At 39.2% G+C, this 25832-nt stretch carries 23 protein-coding genes; 2 read left to right on the top strand and 21 right to left on the bottom strand.

Annotation, left to right across the window (positions count from 1 at the left end; translation table 11 throughout):
• Positions 1 to 217 precede the first annotated feature (217 nt).
• Positions 218 to 1699, top strand: a complete 1482-nt coding sequence (zwf, locus tag QE429_RS10155; RefSeq protein WP_373463245.1) for a glucose-6-phosphate dehydrogenase — start codon at positions 218 to 220, stop codon at positions 1697 to 1699.
• 47 nt (positions 1700 to 1746) lie between these two features.
• On the opposite strand, the gene QE429_RS10150 is transcribed toward zwf, so the two are convergent.
• From QE429_RS10150 to mce, 4 genes are all read right to left on the bottom strand, one after another.
• Positions 1747 to 3024: a DNA polymerase IV gene (locus tag QE429_RS10150; protein WP_307286885.1), complete on the bottom strand. Its 1278-nt coding sequence runs from the start codon at positions 3022 to 3024 to the stop codon at positions 1747 to 1749.
• Positions 3025 to 3098: 74 nt separating this feature from the next.
• Positions 3099 to 4220, bottom strand: coding sequence for a tripeptidase T (locus tag QE429_RS10145; RefSeq protein ID WP_307286884.1), 1122 nt, complete (start codon positions 4218 to 4220; stop codon positions 3099 to 3101).
• A 134-nt stretch (positions 4221 to 4354) separates the two neighbouring features.
• On the bottom strand, positions 4355 to 5905 hold the full coding sequence (locus QE429_RS10140) for an acyl-CoA carboxylase subunit beta (protein ID WP_307290760.1): 1551 nt from the start codon (positions 5903 to 5905) through the stop codon (positions 4355 to 4357).
• Between the two features lies 1 nt (position 5906).
• Positions 5907 to 6320: a methylmalonyl-CoA epimerase gene (mce, locus tag QE429_RS10135; protein ID WP_307286883.1), complete on the bottom strand. Its 414-nt coding sequence runs from the start codon at positions 6318 to 6320 to the stop codon at positions 5907 to 5909.
• Positions 6321 to 6481: 161 nt separating this feature from the next.
• On the opposite strand from mce, the gene prli42 reads away from it, so the two are divergent.
• On the top strand, positions 6482 to 6580 hold the full coding sequence (prli42, locus tag QE429_RS10130) for a stressosome-associated protein Prli42 (RefSeq protein ID WP_307286882.1): 99 nt from the start codon (positions 6482 to 6484) through the stop codon (positions 6578 to 6580).
• A gap of 41 nt (positions 6581 to 6621) precedes the next feature.
• Here the strand turns inward: prli42 and QE429_RS10125 are convergent, their stop codons facing one another.
• The 17 genes from QE429_RS10125 to yqiS all read right to left on the bottom strand — a co-directional run bounded on the left by QE429_RS10125 (position 6622) and on the right by yqiS (position 25830).
• Entirely contained in the window at positions 6622 to 7134 is a 513-nt protein-coding gene (locus QE429_RS10125; RefSeq protein ID WP_307286881.1) for a L,D-transpeptidase, read from the bottom strand.
• Positions 7135 to 7157: 23 nt separating this feature from the next.
• Positions 7158 to 8147: an aromatic acid exporter family protein gene (locus QE429_RS10120; protein WP_307286880.1), complete on the bottom strand. Its 990-nt coding sequence runs from the start codon at positions 8145 to 8147 to the stop codon at positions 7158 to 7160.
• 102 nt (positions 8148 to 8249) lie between these two features.
• Complete coding sequence (locus QE429_RS10115; RefSeq protein WP_307286879.1) at positions 8250 to 8972, bottom strand: amino acid ABC transporter ATP-binding protein; 723 nt, start codon at positions 8970 to 8972, stop codon at positions 8250 to 8252.
• The gene (locus tag QE429_RS10110) at positions 8965 to 9624 is read right to left on the bottom strand and encodes an amino acid ABC transporter permease (protein ID WP_307286878.1); all 660 of its coding nucleotides are present in this window, start codon (positions 9622 to 9624) and stop codon (positions 8965 to 8967) included. Before QE429_RS10110 ends, QE429_RS10115 begins: the two co-directional genes overlap by 8 nt.
• 38 nt (positions 9625 to 9662) lie before the next feature.
• Complete coding sequence (locus QE429_RS10105; protein WP_307286877.1) at positions 9663 to 10430, bottom strand: ABC transporter substrate-binding protein; 768 nt, start codon at positions 10428 to 10430, stop codon at positions 9663 to 9665.
• A gap of 192 nt (positions 10431 to 10622) precedes the next feature.
• A complete protein-coding gene (locus QE429_RS10100; protein ID WP_307286876.1) occupies positions 10623 to 11789 on the bottom strand; it encodes a M20 family metallopeptidase in 1167 nt (388 codons plus the stop codon).
• A 118-nt stretch (positions 11790 to 11907) separates the two neighbouring features.
• Positions 11908 to 12345, bottom strand: coding sequence for a BrxA/BrxB family bacilliredoxin (locus QE429_RS10095; protein WP_307286875.1), 438 nt, complete (start codon positions 12343 to 12345; stop codon positions 11908 to 11910).
• Between the two features lie 101 nt (positions 12346 to 12446).
• Entirely contained in the window at positions 12447 to 13469 is a 1023-nt protein-coding gene (meaB, locus tag QE429_RS10090) for a methylmalonyl Co-A mutase-associated GTPase MeaB (protein ID WP_307286874.1), read from the bottom strand.
• A complete protein-coding gene (scpA, locus tag QE429_RS10085) occupies positions 13469 to 15610 on the bottom strand; it encodes a methylmalonyl-CoA mutase (protein WP_307290759.1) in 2142 nt (713 codons plus the stop codon). The genes meaB and scpA overlap by 1 nt, the downstream gene beginning before the upstream one ends.
• 37 nt (positions 15611 to 15647) lie before the next feature.
• Positions 15648 to 17540, bottom strand: a complete 1893-nt coding sequence (locus QE429_RS10080) for a methylmalonyl-CoA mutase subunit beta (RefSeq protein WP_307286873.1) — start codon at positions 17538 to 17540, stop codon at positions 15648 to 15650.
• 139 nt (positions 17541 to 17679) lie between these two features.
• Positions 17680 to 18978 (bottom strand): dihydrolipoamide acetyltransferase family protein, encoded by a 1299-nt coding sequence (locus QE429_RS10075; protein WP_307286872.1) that lies wholly within the window; start codon positions 18976 to 18978, stop codon positions 17680 to 17682.
• A gap of 142 nt (positions 18979 to 19120) precedes the next feature.
• The gene (locus tag QE429_RS10070; protein ID WP_307286871.1) at positions 19121 to 20104 is read right to left on the bottom strand and encodes an alpha-ketoacid dehydrogenase subunit beta; all 984 of its coding nucleotides are present in this window, start codon (positions 20102 to 20104) and stop codon (positions 19121 to 19123) included.
• Positions 20105 to 20116: 12 nt separating this feature from the next.
• On the bottom strand, positions 20117 to 21112 hold the full coding sequence (locus QE429_RS10065) for a thiamine pyrophosphate-dependent dehydrogenase E1 component subunit alpha (protein ID WP_307286870.1): 996 nt from the start codon (positions 21110 to 21112) through the stop codon (positions 20117 to 20119).
• Positions 21113 to 21150: 38 nt separating this feature from the next.
• Positions 21151 to 22572 (bottom strand): dihydrolipoyl dehydrogenase, encoded by a 1422-nt coding sequence (lpdA, locus tag QE429_RS10060; RefSeq protein WP_307286869.1) that lies wholly within the window; start codon positions 22570 to 22572, stop codon positions 21151 to 21153.
• A gap of 22 nt (positions 22573 to 22594) precedes the next feature.
• Complete coding sequence (gene buk, locus QE429_RS10055) at positions 22595 to 23722, bottom strand: butyrate kinase (RefSeq protein WP_373463186.1); 1128 nt, start codon at positions 23720 to 23722, stop codon at positions 22595 to 22597.
• 68 nt (positions 23723 to 23790) lie between these two features.
• On the bottom strand, positions 23791 to 24894 hold the full coding sequence (gene bcd, locus QE429_RS10050) for a branched-chain amino acid dehydrogenase (RefSeq protein ID WP_307286867.1): 1104 nt from the start codon (positions 24892 to 24894) through the stop codon (positions 23791 to 23793).
• A 30-nt stretch (positions 24895 to 24924) separates the two neighbouring features.
• Positions 24925 to 25830, bottom strand: coding sequence for a phosphate butyryltransferase (gene yqiS / locus QE429_RS10045; protein ID WP_373463243.1), 906 nt, complete (start codon positions 25828 to 25830; stop codon positions 24925 to 24927).
• Between the last annotated feature and the right edge of the window lie 2 nt (positions 25831 to 25832).

Here is a 25832-nt window from a genome sequence, read left to right as displayed (position 1 = left end):
CCTGTAACTAATATTGATAATATATCATAAACTCACTTTGATTTCTCCCTCGCACCTTTAAAAACTTAAAGGCATATTTCTTACATGCAAATCAATTTATTTGCGAAACCTAATGAAAACCGCTAAATTAAATAATTGAATGAAAGAATTGTAATTAAAACTACATAAGCACACACATGCTATTAGGAAAGAGGTCTTTTAACCCGTGGAACAAAATATGAATTCATTAATTATGATCTTCGGAGCAACCGGTGATTTAGCACACAGAAAATTGTTTCCTTCTCTTTACCGATTGTTTAAGAAAGGAAGATTAGATAAATTTGCTGTCGTTGGGGTAGCAAGAAGATCATTATCTAATGATGATTTTCAGAAATCTGTAAAGGATTCAGTATTGTCCGCGTTAGGTGATCAGGACAATCTCGATGAATTTGCTTCTCATTTTTATTATCAATCACACGATGTAGCAGATTCAAACTCATACGCAGAATTAAATAAACTGGCACACCAGATTGATGAAAACTATCAGCTTGAAGGAAATCGGATATTTTACCTAGCGATGGCACCTGAATTTTTCGGTCCAATCGCGCTTCATTTAAAGTCTGATGGATTAACAGACGTAAAAGGCTACAAGCGTTTAGTCATTGAAAAGCCATTTGGTCATGATTTACCATCTGCCAAAGAGTTAAATGAACAAATTAGAACGGCATTTTCAGAAGATGAAGTGTATCGAATTGATCACTATCTAGGTAAAGAAATGGTGCGGAACATTGAAGTAATCCGTTTTGCCAATGCTATTTTCGAGCCACTATGGAATAACCGTTACATTTCTAATATCCAAATTACTTCTAGTGAAACACTTGGCGTAGAAGAGCGCGGACGTTACTATGAGACAAGCGGAGCTTTACGTGATATGCTACAAAACCATATGATGCAAATGGTAGCCTTGCTTGCGATGGAGCCTCCAATCAAATTAACAACCGATGAAATTCGATCCGAAAAAGTAAGAGTGTTCCGCTCCCTCAGAACAATTGCGGGTGAAGAAGTAAATGATTACTTTGTCCGCGGTCAATATGATGAGGGAACTATGGGTGACAAGAATGTTCCAGCCTATCGTGATGAACAAATGGTAGACAAGGAATCGAACACAGAGACATTTGTTGCAGGGAAAGTCATGATTGATAACTTCCGCTGGGCAGGCGTTCCTTTCTATATTCGAACTGGAAAAAGAATGGCAGCCAAATCAACAAAGATTGTCGTTCAGTTTAAAGACATTCCTATGAATTTATATTATCAAACTGAAAAGATGTTAAATCCAAACCTCCTTGTGATTCATATTCAACCTGAAGAGGGTATTACCCTTCATCTTAATGCCAAAAAGGCGGGCGGCCACCTAGACGCACAAGAAGTAAAGTTAAGCTTCGCTAACACAGGAATTAATGCTATGAACACTCCTGAAGGCTATGAGAAGTTGCTTTATGATTGCATGCGCGGCGATGCGACCAACTTTACACATTGGGACGAAGTAGCCTATTCTTGGGCCTTTGTAGATAAGATTTCAGAAATGTGGGAAGGAACAAAGGCAGAATTTCCAAATTACCCTTCAGGTTCAATGGGACCAAAAGCGGCAGATGAACTGTTAGAAAAGGATGGCTTCTTCTGGTGGCCTGTAACAGACCTTGACGTAGATATTTGTAAGTAGTTTAAATCATAAAAAGCTCCACTTTGTATATTGCAAAGTGGAGCTTTTTATTCATCCTCTATATTTTTCATTGGAAAGGATCGAAGAAAATCCTTATTGAAACTCGTTGCCGTTCCTACATTATGTGAAGGATCCGCTTTATGAGAGCCAGCGTTTTCAATAATCTCTTTCCCATATCTCTCTCGGAGGCTGGATAGCGTTTTAAGCAGGGGTTCTTTTTTTGCATCCTTTTCAAAGGAAAATAAATCCAACTGTTTATATGCATGGTCTTGATCCACTAAATCATTGCCGGTAATGCCCAGTAACCTTACTGGGTCACCATTCCATGATTTTAAAAAAAGCTGTTTTGCAAAAGCGGAAATATCCTCCTTATTATTGATCGGGTTAGAAAGTTTCTTGCTTCTAGTTATTGTCTTTCTGTCTTTATAACGAATGGTTATTCCGAGTGTTGTTGCAAGAACATTTTTTCTTTTTATCCGAACTGAAACGGTTTCTGCCAGAGATTCTAATACACGGAAAAGTTCATGCTGGTTGCTGACGTCCCGAGGTAATGTAGTTGAATTCCCAATACTCTTAAATTCTTCAATAGATCCCGGATCAACAGGCCGATGGTCAATTCCATTCGCTCTTTCTTTTATTCGGAGTCCATTTATGCCCAAAAGGGTTTTAAGCTGGATGTCATTCCCTTTTGCTAAATCACCTATCGTGTGGATTCCAATCGTCGTTAGTTTTTCTGCGGTCTTTTTGCCTACTCCATGCATTTCATTCGTATTTAAAGTCCACAGAACCTTTGGTATATCACGCTTACGAAGGATGGTAATACCCATTGGTTTTTTCATATCTGAGGCCATCTTAGCTAAAAACTTATTTGGCGCAATGCCAATACTACATGGCAAATCTAGCTGCTCTAGAACTCTTTTTTGAATACTTTTGGCAATATCAATGGGACTGCCAAATTCAAAGCTCTCAGTTATATCCAGATAGCCTTCATCAATCGATACGGGCTCAACCAGCTCGGTATATTGTCTAAGAATAGTAAACATTCCAATAGAGGCTGCACGATATCTCTCAAAATTGGGTTTCATCACAATTAACTGTGGACATAATTTTTTTGCTTCCCATAGCGGCATTGTGGTTTTTACACCAAATTTTCTAGCTTCATAACTGCAAGTAACAATAATACCGCGTCTCTCTTCCACATTTCCAGCAATCGCTAATGGCTTCCCCTTTAAGTTAGGGTCATACGCCATTTCCACTGAAGCGTAAAAGCTGTTCATATCAACATGTAAAATGACTCGTCCGTTCTTTGGATACATTTCCTTCATGTTAATCATCCTTAAACCATTTATAGGTCTAGTATAACAAAAAGGAGAGTCAAAGACTCTCCTTTAAACTTTTCTTATTGATTTGCAACTTCTTCAATAATCGCAAGCGTCATTTCTGCCAGTTTGTATAACTCCTCAAGCGGCATACGCTCATTTGTTGTATGGATTTCCTCATATCCTACAGCAAGATTGACGGTAGGAATTCCGAAACCTGCAATAACGTTAGCATCACTGCCACCACCGCTATGCTGAAGCTCACAGCTTCGACCAATTTTTGCAGCTGCTTTGCGAGCAATCTCAACCACAAGGTCACCCTCACCAAATTTGAAGCCAGGGTACATCACTTCTACTTCGACTTCCGCTCTACCACCCATATCAGCAGCAACTGTTTCAAATGCTTCCTTCATCTTGCTTACCTGTGATTGCATCTTTTCAGGTATAAGAGAACGAGCTTCCGCTAAGATATCCACGCGGTCACATACGATATTAGTTGCCTGACCACCTTCAAAACGGCCAATATTTGCAGTGGTTTCATGGTCAATTCTTCCTAAAGGCATTTTGGCAATGGATTTTGCCGCAATCGTAATAGCAGAAACCCCTTTTTCCGGAGCTACACCAGCATGTGCTGTTTTTCCGTATATAACTGCCTTCACTTTTGCTTGGGTTGGAGCAGCTACAACCACATTCCCAACTAAGCCATCGCTATCAAGAGCGTATCCATATTTTGCCTTCATTAAGGAAGGATCCATTGCTTTTGCCCCTACCAATCCAGACTCTTCCCCAACCGTAATGACAAATTGAATTAATCCATGCGGAAGATCTTGTTCTTTAAGAAGGCGGATCGTTTCAAGCATAACAGAAATACCCGTCTTATCATCTGCACCTAAGATGGTTGTGCCATCAGTAACAACATAACCATCTTTAATTGAAGGCTTAACCCCTTTTGCAGGCGTTACTGTGTCCATATGGCAAGTAAAATAAATAGGGTCTACACCCTCTTTTGTCGCAGGAAGCGTACATACTAAATTGCCTGCTCCATGGCCTGTGATAGAAGTAGTATCATCTTCAAACACTTCTAAACCTAAATCAGAAAATTTTTGCTTTAATACTTTTGCAATTTCAGTCTCAAATTTTGTTTCTGAGTCAATTTGCACAAGCTCTAAAAACTCATTCAAAAGACGTTCTTGATTTACCATTTGATTGACCCTCCAAATATATGTACTTACAATAACCAAGCTGAAAGCGCCTCAGAAAGGCGCTTTTTGCTTTTTCTATTTAAGTATACCTCTTTCTAACTATTATCATCAAATGAAAGAGCAGTCAGTTAATTTTAAAGCGGGATATTTCCATGTTTTTTATATGGTCGAGACTCTTTTTTGTTTCTAAGCATTTCTAATGCTTGAATAATTTTAATTCTTGTTTCGCGTGGGTCAATGACATCGTCCACCATTCCTCTGCTTGCAGCAACATATGGATTCGCAAACTTTTCACGATATTCATCAATTTTTTGTTGGCGGGTCAGTTCAGGGTTTTCACTATTATTAATTTCCTTGGCAAAAATAATATTAGCTGCACCTTGAGGACCCATTACCGCGATTTCAGCATTAGGCCATGCAAATACTAAGTCTGCACCAATCGACTTACTATTTAAAGCCACATATGCCCCGCCATATGCTTTTCTTAAGATAACAGTCAGCTTAGGAACGGTAGCTTCAGAATAGGCAAATAATATCTTTGCTCCGTGACGAATAATTCCTCCATGCTCCTGCTTAACTCCAGGGAAGAAACCAGTAACATCTTCGAAGGTAATAATCGGGATATTGAAAGAATCGCACGTTCTAATGAATCTTGCTGCTTTATCAGAAGAATCAATATCTAACCCGCCAGCCATTACCTTAGGTTGGTTGCAAACAAGGCCCACGGACTCTCCTTTAATTCGTGCAAAACCAACGACGATATTTTTAGCAAAATCCTTTTGAATTTCCATAAAGGAATCTGCATCTGTCACCTGTTCAATTACTTTTCGAACATCATAGGGGCGTACAGCATCAAATGGAATCACATCCGTTAGATCCGGGCGGTAATCATTCTCATGTTCTACTTCATGTCTTGGCGCTTTTTCCTCATTGTTCTGAGGGAGATAGCTTAATAGCTTACGAACATTTTGTAATACATCTTCCTCTGTCTTAGCTTGGAAGTGAGCATTACCGCTAATTGAGTTATGCACATTTGCCCCGCCAAGATCCTCCGGAGAAATTTTTTCACCAGTAACTGTTTCAATAACCTTCGGACCAGTTATGAACATTTGGCTTGTTTTTTCTACCATAAAAACGAAATCTGTAATCGCTGGAGAATAGACGGCGCCTCCTGCACATGGTCCCATAATTACGGAGATTTGCGGGATAACACCTGAGTAAATAGCGTTTCTATAAAAGATATGTCCATACCCATCAAGTGAAACGACCCCTTCTTGAATTCTTGCTCCACCCGAGTCATTTAGCCCAACAAAAGGCGTACCATTTTTGGCGGCTAAATCCATGACGTTCGCAATTTTTTTGGCATGCATTTCCCCTAATGCTCCGCCAAACACTGTGAAATCCTGTGAAAATAAATAGATAGGGCGGCCATTGACTTTTCCAAAGCCTGTTACTACGCCATCACCAGGTCCCTTTTGCTCATCTAACCCAAAATCATTCGTACGATGCTCAATAAATGGGTTCAATTCGACAAACGTGCCCTTATCCACTAAAAGCTCTATCCGTTCTCGAGCAGTTAATTTCCCCTTCTCATGCTGTTTATCGATCCGCTCATCCCCGCCACCAAGTTCAACTTCTCTTCGCTTATCGTATAATTCACTTATTTTTTCATAGATGTCTATCATTTTACCCATTCATCCCTTTCTTTTCGCATAACTCATACAAAACACCAGATGACGATTTTGGATGCATGAATGCTATATGCGCCCCTGCTGCCCCAAGCCTTGGCTGTTGATCAATCATTTGAATGCCTTTTTCTTTCATTTCTAGGATTCTCTCTTCAATTGATTCCACCCCTAATGCTACATGGTGGATACCCTCACCGCGTTTCTCAATAAATTTGGCTATCGAGCTTTCCTCAGATGTCGGTTCCAGTAGTTCGAGTTTTGTTTCACCTACTTGTAAAAAAGCGACTTTTACCTTTTGACTCTCAACCACTTCTATTCCTAATAAAGAGAGCTCTAACACATCCGTATAAAATGGTAGCGCATTTTCAAGAGATTTCACCGCAATTCCAATATGGTCGACTTTTTTAATCATATATACCCCTCTGTTCCACTATTAAAATAAATTCGACAATTACTCTTATTCGGTAAAAAGTTCATAAATCCTTCCTAAATTACTTAGTTGTTCCGTTGTTCAATCGAGCTTTTCCATGTAAAATAGAGATAAAGCTAATAGGAAACAAGGAGGTACTAAACTTGTCTAAGAAAAAAACAAGAAAAATTATTGTCTATTTAATGCTCTTTGCAATGCTTGCTTCCACCCTCCTTATAGGAATTGGTAGCTTCTTGTCATAACCATATAAAAGGGACTGTTCGAAAATGAACAGTCCCTTTCATCATTTAATTGCACCTTGTTCTTGAGCCAAAGCTTCAAATGATTTTTTTGATGACACCACTAATACTTTTGTTCCTATCGGAATTAACGGATATAAGGAGGAAACCACTTCATTTTGGGTACGAATACAACCTTGTGAGACATACTTGCCAATGGAAGCTGGCTGGTTGGTTCCATGTATCCCATAGGTCCTTCCATCAGTATCCTTTGCATCAAAACCAATCCATCTGGATCCCAGTGGGTTTTTAGGGTCTCCGCCCGGTATATTCTCTTTGCGAAAATACGGTTCTTTCGCCTTTACAGTAATCGTAAAAAGACCCTCAGGGGTTAACTCCTGTGTCTTTCCTGTTCCGACACTAACCACGGTTTGGACTTTATTCTCATTAATAAAGGCCAGTTCATTTTTGCTTTTGTTAACTATTACAAACGGATCTCCTGGCATCGGGTTCGTCCCTAATGGCCAAATAGGCGAAATGAAAAAAGCAATCAGGATCGGCGATAAGAGTTTAATCAACACAGCCACCTGCCTTTTTTTACCTAGTTTGCTTCGATTTTCTTTTTATCATGCATCTTAGTTTTCTTCTCTTTAAATGAACTTTTAATAATAAGATAATCATTCATCTCATTTACCAGTTGTAGCAGCGCTGCACGTGTTTCAAATTCTTCTCTAGTCTTAGGTAGCTCCATCTCTTCAAATTCCTTTTTCATTTCTCTTAGTTTCTGAATATAGATATAAGCCGTATTTCCAGGATGGATATTCAGTGAAAGTTCTTCAAGAAAGTCAGCAACCATTTTCCCTTGCTTTATGGTTTTAGTTAAAGAGGTTACCATCGGCAACACCCGTTCAATGATTTCAAACTGTTTTTCTCTCATTTTAAAATAGTGAAAATAAGTGGTGTCTTCTCGAAGAAAATGATTTTCCACATCCCTAAAAGCAAGAGTTTTTGCCTCATCTAGAAGAAGGGAACATTCAGTAATTTCCTTGCCATCCCATTTACTGTCACCGGTGCGTAAATAGCGAACCATTTCACAAAGAATCGTCTTAAAATTCTCCTCAACCTTTACCTGATAACGCTTCAACTTACTATCCACACTTGGCATATAAAGATTCATGAGAAGTGCCACGCCAATCCCAATAACAATAACTCCTAATTCATTTATAAAAATGTCCAAAGATATTTTTTGGGACATATAAATATGTAAGATAATGACACTACTCGTGACCACCCCATCCTTCGCCTTTAACATGACAATGGTAGGGATAAAGAAAATTAGCATCACCCCAATCACAATCGGATGATAGGCAATCCCCTCAAAGAAGATTGCTGAAAATGGCATAGCCAAAACACACGCCAAAAATCGATCCCACGCCGTTCGAAGCGAACTTCTTTTTGTCACTTGAATACAAAGAATCGTTAGAATGCCTGCAGAAGCAAAATTATGAAGACCCAACTGTTGGGCAATTAAAATAGAAATAGCAGTACCCACAGCCGTCTTAATCGTTCGATAACCAATACGAAATTTCATACATTTCTCCTTAAAAAAATAAGATGATCATTATGATCATCTTAAACATATCTCTATTTAAGCATTTTTTGCAAGTAATCGTATTTTTAAGCATAAGGCATTTTACAACACTTTTTCTAAAAAATCTTTCGCTCTGCTTGTACGTGGATTATTAAAGAACTCATCTGGAGAGCCTTCCTCTAATAGAACTCCTTCATCAAGGAACATGATTCGATCCGAAACCTCTCGAGCAAACCCCATTTCATGAGTGACGATTGCCATGGTCATTCCTGACTGTGCAAGGTCTTTCATTACATTTAGAACTTCTTTTACCATTTCTGGGTCAAGTGCTGACGTAGGCTCATCGAATAACATTAACTGCGGTTCCATTGCAAGCGCACGTGCGATCGCTACCCTCTGCTTCTGTCCCCCTGAGAGATTATTCGGGTATGCTGATTCTTTTTCACTAAGACCCACTTTAGATAGCAGTTCCCTTGCCTTCTTCTCTGCTACCTCTCGACTCTCTCCTTTTACTTTCATCGGAGCATAAGTCAAGTTCTCCAACACCGTCTTATGTGGAAACAAGTAAAAGTGTTGAAAAACCATTCCAATCTGTTCACGAACCTTCATGATATTGGTTTTTGGGTTGGTCATCTCTTGACCATTGATCCACACATTACCATGTGTTGGCGTCTCAAGTAAATTTAAACATCTAAGAAAAGTTGATTTTCCTGAACCGGATGGTCCAATAATGGAAACTACTTCCCCACTATTGATACTAGTAGAGATATTTTTTAACACTTCGTTTTCCCCGAATTTTTTATGGAGGTTTTCAACTTTAATCACTATATTTCATCCTCCTTTCAACCCGCTTACCAATTAACGTTAGCACCATAACTAATACCCAATAAATTAACCCAACAAAGATTAATGGTTCGAAGTTTCGATACGTATCCGCTCCCACCACTTGGGCACGTCGCATTAAATCTAAATAACCAATGGTTGAAACGATAGCTGATTCCTTTGTTAAAGTAATAAATTCATTCATAAGTGCCGGTAAGATATTTTTTAAGGCTTGTGGTAAAATAAGATCCTTCATCATCAGACTATATGGAACACCAAGTGCCTGGGCTGCTTCTGTTTGTCCTTTATCAACCGCTTGGATTCCTGCTCGAATGATTTCAGAGACATAGGCAGAAGAGTTTAATCCAAAGGCTAAGATTGATGATAAAAATGGTGAAATATCATAACCTGTTAATTGTGGGATTGCAAAATAAATTAACATTAATTGCAAAATCAAAGGCGTCCCACGAAAAATGGATGTATAAAAATCGCCGAACCAATTTAATACCTTTATACGCGAAATTTTAAGTAAAGCTATAATTGTCCCTAGGACAAATCCAAAAACAATCGATAAAACAACAAATTTTAATGTTACCCATATTCCTTCTAAGATAAAAGGAATATAAGGCACAATTTGGCTAAAATCCAAATTCATGCCTTACACCTCACTTCGATATTTTGTTTACAATTCACTTACTGCTGGTCTTTTAACCACTTATCTTTTAATTCTTGAAGCTTACCGTTTTCTTCTAATTTCTTAAGAGCTTTATTTACATCCTCTTTAAGGTCACTTCCTTTAGGGAAAGCAACTGCCATACCAGGAGAACTTGATGTTGGATCATCAAATCCAGCTAAGCCTTGTTCTTTAATATATCCAGTTGCTACTGATTTATCTAAATAAGCAACTTGCACACGATCTGATAATAGCTCTTGGATTAACGTAGTCGAGTTATCTAATGGCTTAAGAGTAAAATCTACCTTTTGTTGAAGCTTTTTTGCACCTTCTTCTTGAATTGTACCTAATTGAACTGCAACTGTTTTTCCTTTAAGGTCGTCAATTGTCTTAACAACAGAGTCTTTTTTAGTAATAAACATTTCACCAGAATGGTTATATGCAGTTGAGAAATCAACATTCTTTTGGCGTTTTTCTGTTGCTGACATACCAGCTAGAACCATATCTACTCGTTTTGCTTGTAATGCACCGATTAATCCATCGAACTTCATATCTTTAATTTCAAGCTTATAGCCCAATTCATCAGCAATAGCATTAGCTAAATCAATATCAAAACCGATTACTTTACCGGATTTATCTCTAGATTCAAATGGAGCAAAATCGGCAGAGGTTGCCATTGTTAATACTTTTTCACCTCCGCTTGTAGCCTCATCTTTCTTGCTCTGTCCGCAAGCAGATAATACAACTAATGTAAAAATGATAGATAAGAATAAAATAGACTTTTTCATGTTGTCTTCCTCCTATTAAAAATATATAGTTTTATAATTTTGCATCTGAATTTTTATTCAACAAAACGAATAATAACACATGAAAATGCATTTGAAAAGATATTATTTTAATATAAAAATATTCAAAAAATTCAATCTAATATAAAGAAAAAAAAGTACCCCACTCAATAAAGGGGTACTTTAAAAATATAATTAGCATCCTACATTCTGGCGAAACTCATTTTTCATTTTTTCAAGCTCTTCTTTATTGGTGATTAGATCAAATCCTGTCATCGCAAGTGCAAGAGCACCCCTTGAGAGGATCTGGTGAGAGTTATCAGTGATCGTTAAATCTGCAAATTCCCGTGTATGAGCGATTAGTCCAGGTGAATCCAAACCAATGTACGGATGGATGGCTGGAACCACATGACTTACATTTCCCATATCAATTGAACCATAGGAATTCTTCGCTTTCTTAATCTTCTCTACACCTGTAGATAAAAGATTATTAGAAAACAACTGAGATAGAGTTTGATTAGTGACCATATTATCATAGCTTAATTCATAGTTACTGATATGCACTTCTGCACCTGTCATAGATGATGCACCATTAGCGATACTGATTACCTTCTGAACAACCTCATTTAAATAACTACGGTTCTGCGCCCGAATATAAAATTGAGCAACAGCTTTATCTGGGACAATATTTGCTGCAACGCCACCTTCTTTAATAATTCCATGAATTCTTACATCTGATGTAACATGTTGTCTTAGAGCGTTTATTCCATTAAATAATTGAATAACAGCATCAAGTGCATTAATTCCCTTTTCTGGAGATGCTGCTGCATGACTTGTTCTGCCACGGAAATCAAATTGAATCGCATCCATTGCCAAAGAATCACCACTCTCATACGATTCATCAGCAGGGTGCAAGATCATAGCTGCATCAATGTCATCAAAAAGACCCTGTTCGGCCATCGGAACTTTAGCACCGTTGGTTTCTTCAGCTGGTGTTCCTAATACAACAACACGACCACCAATTTCATCTACGACTTTGCTTAAAAGTACTCCTGCTCCTGCGCTCATCGTCCCAATTAAATTATGACCGCAACCATGCCCAATCTCAGGCAAAGCATCATACTCTGAAAGGTAGGCAATCGTCGGTCCTTCCTTCTTACTATCATAAACTGCTTTAAAAGCTGTTGGCCGGTCAACAATTCCTTTTTCCACTGAAAAATGATTTTCTTCCAAAAACTCTACTAATAGTTTCATTGATTTAAATTCTTGATCGCCTAACTCTGGGTTATGATATAAATTGTCACTTATATCCCATAATTTACTTTGAACTGCTTCTAAATAATTTACTAATAAGTCCTTCATTGGCTATTCTCCTCTGATAAATGATTAAAGTTGCGAAATAATTAATAAATATACACTATAAATCATATTTCATCAATAAAAAAGAAGCTGAATTCAGCTCCTTTTTTAAATCCATTTATTATAGTTCTTCACAATACTTTTCAAATTCATCTTGAAGCTTAGCAACTACTGTAGCAGGATCAAATCCTTCAATTTGATGTCTTTCAACCATAGTAAGAATCTCTCCATCCTTTAATAAAGCAAAAGATGGTGAGGATGGTGGATAGCCAGTGAAATAGCTTCTTGCCTTCTCAGTTGCTTCCTTATCTTGGCCAGCAAACACCGTAACTAAATGATCTGGGCGTTTGTCGTAGTGAAGGGAATGTGCTGCTGCCGGACGGGCAATTCCTCCTGCACAGCCACATACAGAATTAATCATTACTAAGGTTGTTCCTTTTTGTGCAAAAGCTTCTTCTACTTCAGCAGGTGTTTTTAGTTCTTTATATCCAGCTGACACGATTTCTTGACGTGCCTGGTTAACGACATCATTCATGAAAAAATTAAAATTCATGCTCATTAGATTCACTCCTTCTTGTTGTTCATAACTACATAATAACAGTTAAAATGTGGTTTTTCCAAGTAAACTGCTATTTACTTTATCAATCAATAAAAAATGATTCAGGAAAAGAAGTCATTGAATAAGCTTTCTACAACGGACGCCGCTGTTTTTGTTCCTGCCATTACTTCATTCTCTAACTGTGGAAGTTTTTGCTTTATTACTGGATGGTGAAAGAAGGTGTAATGAAGCTGGTCAGAAATCAGGGAATAAATCCAGTCTCTTTGTTGCCCCTTTCTTCTTTCTGTGAATACTCCCGTCGCCTTTCCTCTTTCTTCGAATTTCTGAACCATCACCCAAATTTCATCGATGCCCTCTCCGTTTAAAGATGAACAAGTATAAGCTTTTGTTGTCCACCCTTTTGTAGCAGGCTGTAAAAAATGCAGAATCCGATTATATTCATGTTTTGTTTGTTGAGCTCTAGGTTTATTGTCGCCATCTGCTTTATGAACAATAACCGCATCCGCAAGTTCCATAATTCCTTTCTTCATTCCTTGAAGTTCATCCCCAGCCCCAGTCAGGACGAGCAACATGAAAAAATCCACCATATCCCTAATAATCACTTCACTTTGACCCACCCCGACTGTTTCAATTAGGATCACATCAAAACCGGCCGCCTCACAAAGCAACATGGCTTCTCTTGTTTTGCGATGGACTCCTCCCAGCTTTCCGGATGTGGGCGATGGGCGAATAAAGGCCTTAGGGTTTCTGGATAAATGCTCCATTCTCGTTTTATCACCGAGGATACTACCACCGCTTAATTTCGAACTAGGATCGATGGCTAACACGGCCACTCGATGACCTAAACTACAAAGGTACATACCGAAAGCCTCTATAAACGTACTTTTACCTGCACCTGGAACACCTGTGATGCCAATTCGAATCGACTTTCCGCTTTTCGGCAGCAGCTTTTGCAGGAGCTCCTGTGCTTTTTCAAAATGCTGATCTGCATTGCTTTCTACTAGCGTAATGGCTCTAGCTAACTGACTTCTATCTCCCTTAGTAACACCTTCAAAAAGATCATTCACCGTTGGTTCAGTAGCTTTACGCTTTTGAAACCGGCTATTTTTCTGATCAGAAGTCATTAGGACGACACTTCCTCATAACCGAGCTGTTTATATATTTCTTTAATCACCTTTTGAGCAGCTACTGGAATAATAGTTCCTGGTCCGAAAATGGCAACAGCACCGTGGTCATATAAGAATTGATAATCCTGGTATGGAATGACTCCACCAATAACCACTAGAATATCTTCCCTTCCAAGTCTCTTTAATTCCTCCACCAATTGTGGAAGCAATGTTTTATGCCCTGCAGCAAGGGAGCTCATCCCTACTACATGTACATCATTTTCGACAGCTTGCATAGCTGTTTCTTCTGGGGTTTGAAATAAAGGGCCAATATCAACATCAAAGCCAAGGTCCGCGAAGGCGGTAGCAATTACTTTCGCGCCGCGATCATGTCCATCCTGACCCATTTTCGCAATTAGGATCCTTGGTCTTCTTCCTTCATTTTCAAGGAACTCATCGGTCATTGTTTTCACTTCTACAATTTCTTCCTCATTGCTAAATGCAGTACTATAAACACCACTTATTGAGCGAATGACAGCTTTGTGTCTGCTAGCAACCTTTTCAATAGCATCGGAGATTTCGCCTAAGGTAGCCCGTACTCTTGCTGCTTGAACAGCCAACTCCAATAAGTTTTGTTCCCCTGTTTCTGATGCATTTGTTAAAGACGCTAATGCTTCTCTCACTTTCTGATCATCACGACTCGCTTTTAATCCCTGTAATTTTTCTATTTGCTTTAGGCGCACAGCCGTATTATCAATATCTAGGATTTCAATCGATTCTTCCGTCTCAACTCGGTAACGATTCACCCCAATAATCGTTTCCTTACCTGAATCAATTTGAGCCTGTCTTCTGGCAGCTGCTTCTTCAATTTTCATCTTTGGAAGTCCGGTTTCAATTGCTTTAGCCATACCTCCTAGCTGCTCAATTTCTTCGATATGTGTCCAAGCACGTTGAACTAATTCATCTGTCAGCTTTTCAACATAATAAGAGCCTGCCCACGGATCAATTACCTTTGTAATTCCTGTTTCTTCTTGTAAAAACAATTGAGTATTCCGGGCAATTCGAGCCGAAAAGTCCGTCGGCAGGGCAATTGCTTCATCCAGGGCGTTTGTATGAAGTGATTGTGTATGCCCCATAGCTGCAGCATGCGCTTCAATCAGCGTCCGAGTAACATTATTAAACGGATCCTGCTCTGTTAAACTCCATCCAGATGTTTGTGAATGTGTCCTTAAGGCTAACGATTTTTCATTCTTTGGATTAAAAGACTTCATCATTTTTGCCCAGATTAATCTGGCTGCCCGCATTTTGGCCACTTCCATGAAATAATTCATCCCGATTGCCCAGAAAAAGGAAAGCCTTGGCGCAAACGAATCAATCTCTATTCCAGCTTTAAGACCCGTCCGTACATATTCCAATCCATCTGCGAGCGTATAAGCTAACTCTAAGTCTGCAGGTGCTCCTGCTTCCTGCATATGATAACCTGAAATACTGATACTATTAAACTTCGGCATGTATTTAGACGTATATTCAAAAATATCAGCTATTATTTTCATGGACATTTCTGGTGGATAAATATATGTATTACGAACCATATACTCTTTTAAAATGTCATTTTGAATGGTTCCAGCGAGCTTCTCCTGACTTACCCCTTGTTCCTCAGCAGTGACAATAAAAAAAGCAAGAATAGGTAAAACAGCCCCGTTCATTGTCATCGATACTGACATTTGGTCTAGAGGAATTCCTTCAAAAAGGGTTTTCATATCAAGGACTGAATCAATGGCTACCCCAGCTTTTCCAACATCTCCAACCACACGTGGATGATCAGAATCATATCCGCGGTGTGTAGCTAAATCAAAAGCAACCGATAGTCCTTTTTGACCCATTGCTAGATTTCGGCGATAAAAAGCATTACTTTCTTCGGCAGTTGAAAATCCAGCATACTGTCTCACTGTCCATGGACGATTTACATACATCGTTGGATATGGACCTCTGGTGTAAGGAGGCAGACCTGGAAGATGGCCGATATGCTCAAGGCCTTCTCGATCTTCCTTTGTATAGAGTGGCTTTAATCTTATTTGTTCATTTGTTTCAAAAAGTAAATCCTCGATCGAGTTGTCAAGTTCCTTTTTAACCCTCTCCTGCCATTCTTCCTTAGTCATTTTTTTTTGACCGTTAAATAATGATAGATTTTGAAAATCAGGCTTTTGTTTCTTCAATCTTGCCCACCTCCAACTCTTTAAAAATAGCTTCGAGTGTCTCGTAACAATTACTCTTTATATGAATAAACTGCTGGATTCCTTCAGCTACCCACTGTTGCTGTGTTTCTTTTTCTGGAAGACCTGCGAGGTAAAAGGTTCGATTTGGAAATTCCTCTTTCAAGCTGTTTAAAATATCATGGCCAACTTCCTCATACTGCTCATTTGTTCCACAGATACAAAAACATTTAACAGCAGGCAGATGAGAAATAAACTGTCTGGCAGTCTCTAAATCAGCAATCGGATTACTATCATCAGCTTTTATTCCCCCTGCAGCTAGAAACCCCTTCATAAAATCAAGTCTTGTTTTATGTTCTTTTATCTCTCCAAGACAAATTAACCCAACAGATGGTCTATTGCCAGTTGACTCTTCGTATTTCCATGCTTTATTTCGCAAACTTTCAAATGGCTCCGCTAATCTTCTTTGTTGGATAGCCTTAATTTTTATGAATTGGTCTTTCTTATCTATTTGGTAGGATTCTTGAATTTCAATACTAGCATCAGGAACAGTTTCATCAAGATTGGCATAGACATTCGTACCAACTATGCTTTGTTTCCTTGTATGGACATCCTTATTCTTATCATCATAAACAGAAGCAATTTCTTTTTGTAGCAAACCAGATTTTAATCCCTCTAGGATGCCACCATTTGCTTCAATCCGTTGGAAGAATTCCCATGCATTCTGAGCCAGTTCATTAGTTAGTTGTTCTATATACCAGGAACCTCCAGAAGGGTCAATCACGTGTTTTAAGTGAGCTTCTTCTTTTAATAAAAGTTGTGTGTTTCTTGCAATTCTTTCAGAAAACAAGGAGCTTCCCGTAAGAGCATTAAAGGGGTCTACATGTAAATATTGTACGCCCCCCATCACTGCTGCAAATGCTTCATTTCCAGAACGAAGCAGATTCACATGCGGGTCATATACGGTTTTGGTGAAAGTAGAAGTTTCTGCAGAAATCTGCATCCCACGATGGTCCTCTCCGGCACCATAGACCTCAGCCACTCGATTCCAAAGTACTCTAGCAGCACGAAGTTTAGCAATTTCCATAAAGAAGTTGCTTCCAATAGAAAATTGAAAGACCATTTTTGATAAAATTCCTTCTAGGTCCATACCAGCATCCTGAAACCTATCAAGGTAAAAGGTTCCTTCAGCAATTGCAATTCCAAGTTCTTGAACGGCACTCGCTCCGCCATTATGATAAGGTGTAGTATCAATTAAAACGGTTCTAAGACTAGGAAATTTCCCACTAGTTTGAACAATGCTTGTAATCCAATGATTGAGATATTCTTCAGATATCTTACCTTCTTTAGCAAAAAGCGAAACTGGATCTGATCCTATAAAACCACTCAAACTACTACTCTTTTCTTTTTGCTCAGCCATTCTGTCTAAAGCAGCTAGAAATTCAGTGTGTAACACTTTAGCATTAAGAGAGAATGGATATTTCTGATAGAATTCTCTTAGAATTTTTTCTAACATCTGATCGTCTTCAAGGAGATTCTTAGTTACTTCAAAAGAAATGGCGGACTGGCCTCTTTCAAGTGATTGCAAGAGTTTTTCTTGCAATTCCTCAAATGTGTGATAATAAATCCGCTGTGCTATCTTCCAATCATTTGTAATGTATCCAAGTGGATTAATTCCTCTTCTGAAATCAGAGCCTCCTGGAAATTCAGATATCTCCCGCTCATCTTCCTCAGAATAAAGCGGTTTCAAAACGATGTTTTCATATGTAACTGTTTGTAAGGATTCTATCGTTTTTCCCTTGAGAGATTGTTCTGCCTTTCCTTTCCATTCCTGTGTTGATTTTAAAGGAAATGACTGACTTTTTATATTTTCCATGCTCCTCATCCCCCTCCCATAATACATAATTGAAATAAAATTCAATTTATTCTACTAATACTATTTTATGGTACAAACAGAATTCAGGCAACTAAACAAATAGTCGCTGCCATCATCTGGGCAGCGACTGTAAATAGAATCAATAAATAGAAGTTGTAGATTTAGATGTGTTTTCAAGAATTTCCTTCACACGTTGTAGGAAACGTCCACAAACAAGTCCGTCGAGTACTCTGTGATCTAACGACATACATAGATTAACCATGTCACGAACAGCAATCATTCCATTATTCATTACCACAGGTCGTTTAACAATGGATTCCACTTGAAGAATTGCTGCTTGTGGATAATTGATAATACCCATTGATTGAACAGAGCCGAATGAACCTGTGTTGTTCACTGTAAATGTTCCACCCTGCATATCTTCAGATCTGAGCTTTCCTGTTCTCACCTTAACAGCCAGCTCGGAAATTTCACGGGCAATACCCTTGATTGTTTTTTCATCTGCATTTTTAATTACAGGTACGAATAGAGCATCATCAGTTGCAACAGCAATCGAAATATTAATATCTTTCTTTTGAATAATTTTATCTCCAGCCCACATGGAGTTAATTTGTGGGAACTCCTTCAATGCTTGTGCCACAGCTTTTACAAAGAATGCAAAGAATGTTAAATTGAAGCCTTCTTTTTTCTTAAACTCATCTTTAAGTGAATTACGGTAGTCTACCAAATTAGTTGCATCCACTTCAATCATCGTCCACGCATGCGGCGCCTCATGTTTGCTGCGAAGCATATTGGCAGCAATCGCTTTCCGGATGCCTGTTACCGGAATTTCAATATCGCCAGCTGCCACTGGAATTTGAACCGGTGATGCTTCTTGTGTTTTTGATGCAGATGTAGACACAGGTTGTGATACCAATTGCTTTTGAGGTTCAGGCTGTACAGCTGTTTCTTCTTTTACCTTTTGACCAGCAACAGGGACATTTCCAGATTCGATTAATTTAAGTAAATCTTTTCTGGTGATTCTTCCACCTGCTCCGGTGCCTGACACCTGTGTTAGGTCGATCCCATGCTCCTGTGATAATTTTAAAACCGCTGGGGAATAACGGGCCTTGTTTCCTTGCTCCACCTGTGCAGCAACTTCCGTACCAACAGCTGCTGGTGCGGGTGCATCTGTTTTAGCTTGTGGACTTTCGCCACCCTCGACTTCGATTGTACAAATAATTTCTCCAACCGCTAGGGTATCTTCTTCGTTAGCAATTAATTCTTTAATCACACCTGAAAAGGAGGATGGGACTTCTGCATTAACCTTATCTGTCATAACTTCTGCAAGGGGGTCGTATTTATTTACCTTATCACCAACAGATACTAACCACTTACTAATAGTACCTTCAGTAACACTCTCCCCAAGCTGAGGCATTTTAATTTGTTCAATTACCACTATTCAAAAACCTCCTATGTCTAGCTCCAGCGCCTAGCCCCTCGGGTCAAATAACCTTCGGCAATAAAAGTCAAAAGGCGGACTTTTTTTGCAGAAGAACATTTGCCTGTTGGGGCTGACAAAGGCGCTTCCGCTTTTCGTTTTAATACTCAGCGAGTTCACGCATTGCTTTTTCGACTTTATCTGGATTGATCATAAAGAATTTTTCCATTGTTGGAGCATATGGCATTGCTGGTACATCAGGGCCAGCTAGACGCTTAATCGGCGCATCAAGTTCAAACAAACAATTTTCAGCAATAATTGCTGATACTTCACTCATAATGCTGCCTTCTTTTGTATCCTCTGTAACAAGCAGAACTTTACCAGTTTTTGAAGCTGCTTCTATAATCGCTTCTTTATCAAGTGGATAAACCGTTCTTAAATCAAGAATATGTGCAGAGATTCCATCCTTTGCTAATTTTTCAGCGGCTTGAAGGGCAAAATGTACACATAAGCCATAGGTGATAACAGTAATATCTTCACCTTCACGCTTCACATCCGCCTTACCAATTGGCAATGTATAATCATCTGTAGGGACTTCTCCCTTAATTAAACGGTAGGCTCTCTTGTGTTCAAAAAATAGTACCGGGTCATTGTCACGAATGGCTGCTTTTAGCAATCCCTTAGCGTCGTATGGTGTAGATGGCATTACGATTTTCAACCCTGGCTGATTCGCAAACACAGCTTCCACAGATTGAGAATGGTATAATGCACCATGAACTCCACCGCCATATGGAGCACGAATAACCATTGGACAGTTCCAGTCATTATTTGAGCGATAGCGAATTTTTGCCGCTTCAGAAATAATTTGATTGACTGCCGGCATAATGAAATCAGCGAATTGCATTTCAGCAATTGGACGCATTCCATACATAGCTGCACCGATCCCAACTCCTGCAATCGCTGATTCAGCAAGTGGAGTATCAATGACGCGCTCTTCACCAAATTGTTCATACAAGCCTTGTGTAGCTTTAAACACGCCGCCTTTTACTCCAACATCTTCTCCTAAAACAAATACCTTAGGATCTCGTTCCATTTCTTCACGCATAGCCATAGTTATTGAATCAATATATGAAATAATCGCCATGTTAAATCCCCCTTACTCTTGTGCATAAACATATTTCATCGCTTCTTCTGGTGCAGCATAAGGAGCATTTTCAGCATAATCAGTTGCTTCATTCACCAGCTTCATCACGCGGTCGTTTATTTCCTTTTCCATCTCATCATTCAAGACACCTGTTTCCTTTAAATATGCACCAAATGTAATGATAGGATCTTTTGTTTTTGCTTTTGCTACCTCATCCGGTGCTCGATAAGAACGGTCGTCATCATCAGAAGAGTGTGGGGTAAGACGATAGGAAACAGTTTCAACTAACGTTGGTCCTTCACCACGACGCCCACGATCCGCAGCCTCTTTAACGGCTTTATATACTTCTAATGGGTCATTTCCGTCAACTGTAATACCAGGCATGCCATAACCAATGGCTCGGTCGGATACCTTTTCACAGGCCAATTGTTTTTCAATTGGTACAGAAATAGCGTATTTATTATTTTCACACATGAAGATAACTGGAAGTTTATGCACTCCTGCAAAGTTCGCACCTTCATGGAAGTCACCTTGGTTGGACGAACCTTCTCCAAAGGTTACAAATGTTACAAGATCCTTTTTTTCCATTTTTCCAGCAAGAGCAATTCCAACTGCATGTGGAACTTGTGTGGTAACGGGAGATGATCCTGTCACAATGCGATTTTTCTTTTGGCCAAAGTGTCCAGGCATTTGTCGGCCGCCTGAATTCGGATCCTCTGCTTTCGCAAACCCTGAAAGCATTAGTTCTCTTGGAGTCATACCAAATGTTAATACAACTCCCATATCACGGTAATATGGTAAAACATAATCCTTATCAGTATCTAGAGCAAACGCTGCTCCCACTTGGGCTGCTTCTTGCCCTTGACATGAGATAACAAATGGTATTTTACCAGCACGGTTCAATAACCACATCCGTTCATCAATCCTACGGGCTAGAAGCATCGTTTCATACATTTCTATTACTTTACCATCGCTTAAACCTAAAGCCTCATGACGATTTTCTGTCATATATTACTTACCTCCCATTTGTTCGCAAATACCTTTATTTAGGAATGAATCGCTTTTCCATCAACCGCCAGTGCCGCTTCCCCTATTGCCTCAGAGAGACTTGGATGTGGATGAATGGTATGAGCAATTTCCCATGGTGTTGCATCTAATACCATAGCGAGTCCTGCCTCTGAAATCATATCTGTTACATGTGGACCAATCATATGCACACCTAGAATATCATTGGTTTCTTCATCAGCTACAATTTTCACAAAACCATCCGATTCGCCAAATACAAGCGCCTTCCCAATGGCTTTAAAAGAAAATTTTCCAACTTTCACTTTATGACCTTTTTCTTTTGCTTGATCTTCTGTGATTCCAACACTTGAAACCTCTGGATTACTATAAATACATCTAGATACAAGATTGTAATCAAATGGTGATGGGTCTTTTCCGGCAATATGCTCGACAGCAACAATTCCTTCATGGGAAGCTACATGTGCCAATTGTAATCCACCAATGACATCACCGATTGCATAAATATGTGATTCCTTTGTTTGGAAAAATTCGTTGGTAGCAATAAAGCCTTTTTCCACTTGGATCTCTGTATTCTCAAGGCCAATACCCTCAGTATTTGCTTGACGTCCTACTGAGACAAGGAGCTTATCTGCCTTAAATTCCTTCTGTTCTCCTTTTACTTCAGCACGGATTGATATACCGTTATCCTTCACGAGAGTTTCCGGAAGTACTTTAGCGCTAGTAACCAGTTTAACACCTTTTTTCTTCATTAAACGTTGCATCTCTTTGGAGATTTCCTTATCCTCTGTAGGAATAATTCGGTCTGCGTATTCAATAACTGTTACTTCCACTCCAAAATCAGAAAGCATAGATGCCCATTCAATACCAATGACGCCACCACCAACAATGACAATGGAGCTTGGCAGTTCCTTCAGCTGCAATGCTTCATCTGAAGACATCACATACTCTCCACAAATTTCAAGTCCCGGAAGCGTTCTAGGTCTAGAGCCAGTAGCCACAATTACATTTTTAGGGATCAGCATCTCATTTTCTTCCCCATTGTTCATTTCTACGGAAATCGTGCCTGGCATTGGTGAAAAAATAGAAGGACCTAAGATGCGGCCAATCCCATGATAAACATCTATTTTCCCTTGTTTCATTAAATGTTGCACACCTTTATGAAGCTGCTCGATAATTTTATTTTTTCTTTCCTGCACTTTTCCAAAATCAACAGAAACCTCGCCGGTAACAACCCCAAAGTTCTCACTATGTTTGGCAGTAGCAAAAACTTCAGCGCTCCGCAGTAATGCCTTACTTGGTATACAGCCTTGGTGCAGACATGTCCCGCCAAGCTTCCCTTTTTCTACAATAGCTGTTTTAAGTCCTAGCTGTGAAGCGCGAATAGCAGCTACATAGCCGCCCGTTCCACCTCCAAGAATGACTAAATCGTATTCTTGTGCCAATTGTATTTCCTCCCCAATAATATTAGATTTTTGCAGTTAAAAAGTTTCCTGGATACGTTTTTACATCTTCTTCACCGCGTAGAACTCGAAGTGCTCCTTCAGCTAAAGCTTGGAGTTCGTTTTCACCTGGTTGAACAATAACGTCGGCAATCCAATTAATTCTATCTGTAATCGACTTTACAAAACCTTTCCCGTAGGCAAGACCGCCAGTCAAAATAATCGCATCTACCTTACCTGATAATACAGCACTGGCTGCACCAATTTCTTTTGCCACTTGATAGGCCATTGCATCATATACAAGTTTAGCCTCTTGGTCACCAGCTTCTATTCGTTGTTCCACTTTTACTGCATCATTTGTACCAAGGTATCCAACCAGTCCACCTTGACCAACCAGTCTTTTCATGATTTCTTCACGATAATGTTCCCCTGAGAAACAAAGGGCAACTAAATCACCTGCAGGCACTGTTCCGGCTCGCTCAGGACTAAATGGTCCATCACCATGTAGACCGTTGTTCACATCCACAACTCTACCTTTTTTATGTATGCCTACAGTAATACCGCCACCCATATGGGTAACAATTAAGTTCAAATCCGTGTATTTTTTCCCAAGATCCTTCGCTACCCTTCTAGCGACTGCTTTTTGATTTAATGCATGAAAGATACTTTTTCTTTCAATCAAAGAGAAGCCAGAAATTCTTGCGATTGGATCCAATTCGTCTACCACGACGGGATCCACAATGAAAGATGGTATATTTAAACCTGATGCTATCTCATATGCAATAATACCGCCCAAGTTTGATGCGTGTTGACCTGAAAAACCGACGCGCAGGTCCTCGAGCATCATTTCATTAACAGCATAGGTTCCACCTTCAATTGGACGAAGCAGTCCACCACGGCCACAAACAGCGGATAGTTTCGATATATTTATACCTTCTTTATCCAGTGTTTCCAAAATTGTATTTTTTCTAAATTCATATTGTTCAATTATATTTTTAAAAGTATTAATTACTTCTGTGTCGTGACGAATGGTTTTTTCAAAAATTGATACTTCATTATCGAAGACTCCGATCTTAGTGGATGTTGAGCCTGGGTTGATGATGAGAATTCGATATTCTTTTTCTAGCACCGTTGTTACCTCCAATTTAGACATCTATCTAAAGGCAAAGACGCTGAATGTCTATTCAGCGCTCAGCCCTCAATCTATTTAACGAGTAGGTTTTATCTTGAAATTCTACGACTTAAAATGTGATGCCCGTTTTGGAGAAATTGGCTTCTAGAATTACGCATTCTTTCAATTCTCTCTTCAACCATACGGTCTGCAGCAAGATAGGTTGGAATACCATCACGTTTTGAGATTTCGATAACTTTCTCAATACTTGTATAAAGCTGTTCAACTTTCTTCAACGCACGCTCACGATTGTATCCATATAACTCATCTGCAACGTTAATTACTCCGCCAGCATTAATTACGTAGTCCGGTGCATAAATTATACCCATTTCATGAATAAGGTCACCATGACGTGTTTCTTTTAATTGGTTATTTGCAGCTCCAGCAATTACTTTTGCTTTTAATTGTGGAATGGTATCATCATTAATTGTGGCGCCTAATGCACATGGAGCATAAATATCACATTCAACACTATAGATTTCATTTGGATCAACGGCACGTGCACCAAACTCCTCAACTGCGCGTTGTACTGCTTCTTTGTTAATATCAGTAACAATTAACTTTGCTCCTTCTTCGTGCAGATGACGGCATAAGTTGTATGCAACATTTCCTACACCCTGAACAGCAATAACCTTTCCTTCTAAAGAATCAGAATCAAAAGCTGCTTTTGCAGCGGCTTTCATTCCTCTGTAAACACCATAAGCGGTAACTGGTGATGGGTTTCCTGAAGATCCAAATGCAGGTGAAATACCAGTGACATAATCTGTTTCTTCATGAATAAGATCCATATCTGCAACAGTAGTACCAACGTCTTCTGCAGTAATATATCTACCATTTAGACCTTGGATATAACGTCCAAAAGCACGAAACATTTCTTCATTCTTATCTTTACGAGGATCACCAATGATAACGGTCTTACCTCCGCCAAGATTTAAACCGGCTGCTGCATTTTTATATGTCATACCTTTTGCTAATCTTAGTGCATCTTCAATCGCAGCATCTTCAGATTCATACGTCCACATACGTGTGCCGCCTAACGCAGGTCCTAGTGTTGTATCATGGATTGCAATAATTGCTTTTAAACCTGATTGCTTATCTTGGCAGAATACCACTTGCTCATAATCATAAGTCTCTAAATACTTGAAAATTTCCATTATAAATTCCTCCTCGAATGTTAAGAATCTCTATTTTGAAACACAACATAGCGCTAATGCTAGAGAATAAAGCTTACTTTCAGCTGAATCTGCTCGTGAAGTTAAAACAATTGGTGCCTTGGCTCCGGCTATGACAGCACCCACCTTGGCTTTTGCAAAGTAAATTAACGATTTATATAACACATTTCCAACTTCAATTGTAGGCACTAGAAGAATATCAGCATGACCGGCTACTTCACTTTGTATTCCTTTGTGTTCTGCAGCGAGAACTGATACTGCATTGTCTAATGCAAGCGGACCATCAACTATACAGCCTGATATTTGACCACGCTTATTCATCAACGTTAGTGATGCCGCATCCAAGGTTGCTTGCATAGATGGATTTATTACTTCAACGGCAGCTAAAGGAGCTACCTTAGGAGTCTCAATCCCTACGGACTTAGCTAATGAAACCGCATTTTTAATTATTTGAGCTTTTTGTTGCAGGTCAGGTGCGATATTCATCGCAGCATCCGTCACAATAGTAAAACGTTCAAATCCAGGGATCTCAAAAAAAGCAACATGTGAAAGGACATTTCCTGTTCTCAACCCAAAATCCTTATTTAAGACAGCTTTTAAAATAAGATTAGTCGGGATATTGCCTTTCATTAAAACATCCGCTTCTTTATGAAAGACAGACTTAACAGCTAGTTCAGCCGATTCATTTGTTGAGTTTGTATGAACAATGTTTAAATTCTGTTTCCCCTGGTCCTCATACTTTCTCATTTGTAGTAATGAAATGATCTTATCTTTGTCGCCAAATAGGATAAAACGAGCAAGGTTTCTATTCAGTGCATCTAAAACTGCTTCAATAACTTCTTCATCCTCTGCGGCAGCAACAGCAACCGTATTCACGCCTTCTCGGGTTGCTTTTTGAAATAGTGTGTCTAGCAACAAGG

Source organism: Bacillus sp. SORGH_AS_0510 (assembly GCF_030818775.1).
Classification (GTDB): domain Bacteria; phylum Bacillota; class Bacilli; order Bacillales; family Cytobacillaceae; genus Neobacillus.
Note: the sequence above shows the minus strand (reverse complement) of the source record. Positions and strands in the feature narration are given on the sequence as shown.

Excerpts from the sequence above, each read along its gene's own strand:
- QE429_RS10070 (WP_307286871.1), bottom strand. The coding sequence starts at position 20,104 with ATGGCGATTATTTCATATATTGATTCAATAACTATGGCTATGCGTGAA.
- QE429_RS10110 (WP_307286878.1), bottom strand. The coding sequence starts at position 9,624 with ATGAATTTGGATTTTAGCCAAATTGTGCCTTATATTCCTTTTATCTTA.
- QE429_RS10080 (WP_307286873.1), bottom strand. The coding sequence starts at position 17,540 with ATGGAAAATATAAAAAGTCAGTCATTTCCTTTAAAATCAACACAGGAA.
- QE429_RS10145 (WP_307286884.1), bottom strand. The coding sequence starts at position 4,220 with ATGGTAAATCAAGAACGTCTTTTGAATGAGTTTTTAGAGCTTGTGCAA.
- QE429_RS10140 (WP_307290760.1), bottom strand. The coding sequence starts at position 5,905 with ATGATAGACATCTATGAAAAAATAAGTGAATTATACGATAAGCGAAGA.
- scpA (WP_307290759.1), bottom strand. The coding sequence starts at position 15,610 with ATGACTAAGGAAGAATGGCAGGAGAGGGTTAAAAAGGAACTTGACAAC.
- QE429_RS10150 (WP_307286885.1), bottom strand. The coding sequence starts at position 3,024 with ATGAAGGAAATGTATCCAAAGAACGGACGAGTCATTTTACATGTTGAT.
- bcd (WP_307286867.1), bottom strand. The coding sequence starts at position 24,894 with ATGGAAATTTTCAAGTATTTAGAGACTTATGATTATGAGCAAGTGGTA.
- QE429_RS10105 (WP_307286877.1), bottom strand. The coding sequence starts at position 10,430 with ATGAAAAAGTCTATTTTATTCTTATCTATCATTTTTACATTAGTTGTA.
- mce (WP_307286883.1), bottom strand. The coding sequence starts at position 6,320 with ATGATTAAAAAAGTCGACCATATTGGAATTGCGGTGAAATCTCTTGAA.
- meaB (WP_307286874.1), bottom strand. The coding sequence starts at position 13,469 with ATGACTTCTGATCAGAAAAATAGCCGGTTTCAAAAGCGTAAAGCTACT.
- QE429_RS10065 (WP_307286870.1), bottom strand. The coding sequence starts at position 21,112 with ATGACAGAAAATCGTCATGAGGCTTTAGGTTTAAGCGATGGTAAAGTA.
- buk (WP_373463186.1), bottom strand. The coding sequence starts at position 23,722 with ATGTCTAAATTGGAGGTAACAACGGTGCTAGAAAAAGAATATCGAATT.
- QE429_RS10100 (WP_307286876.1), bottom strand. The coding sequence starts at position 11,789 with ATGAAGGACTTATTAGTAAATTATTTAGAAGCAGTTCAAAGTAAATTA.
- QE429_RS10095 (WP_307286875.1), bottom strand. The coding sequence starts at position 12,345 with ATGAGCATGAATTTTAATTTTTTCATGAATGATGTCGTTAACCAGGCA.
- QE429_RS10120 (WP_307286880.1), bottom strand. The coding sequence starts at position 8,147 with ATGAAATTTCGTATTGGTTATCGAACGATTAAGACGGCTGTGGGTACT.
- zwf (WP_373463245.1), top strand. The coding sequence starts at position 218 with ATGAATTCATTAATTATGATCTTCGGAGCAACCGGTGATTTAGCACAC.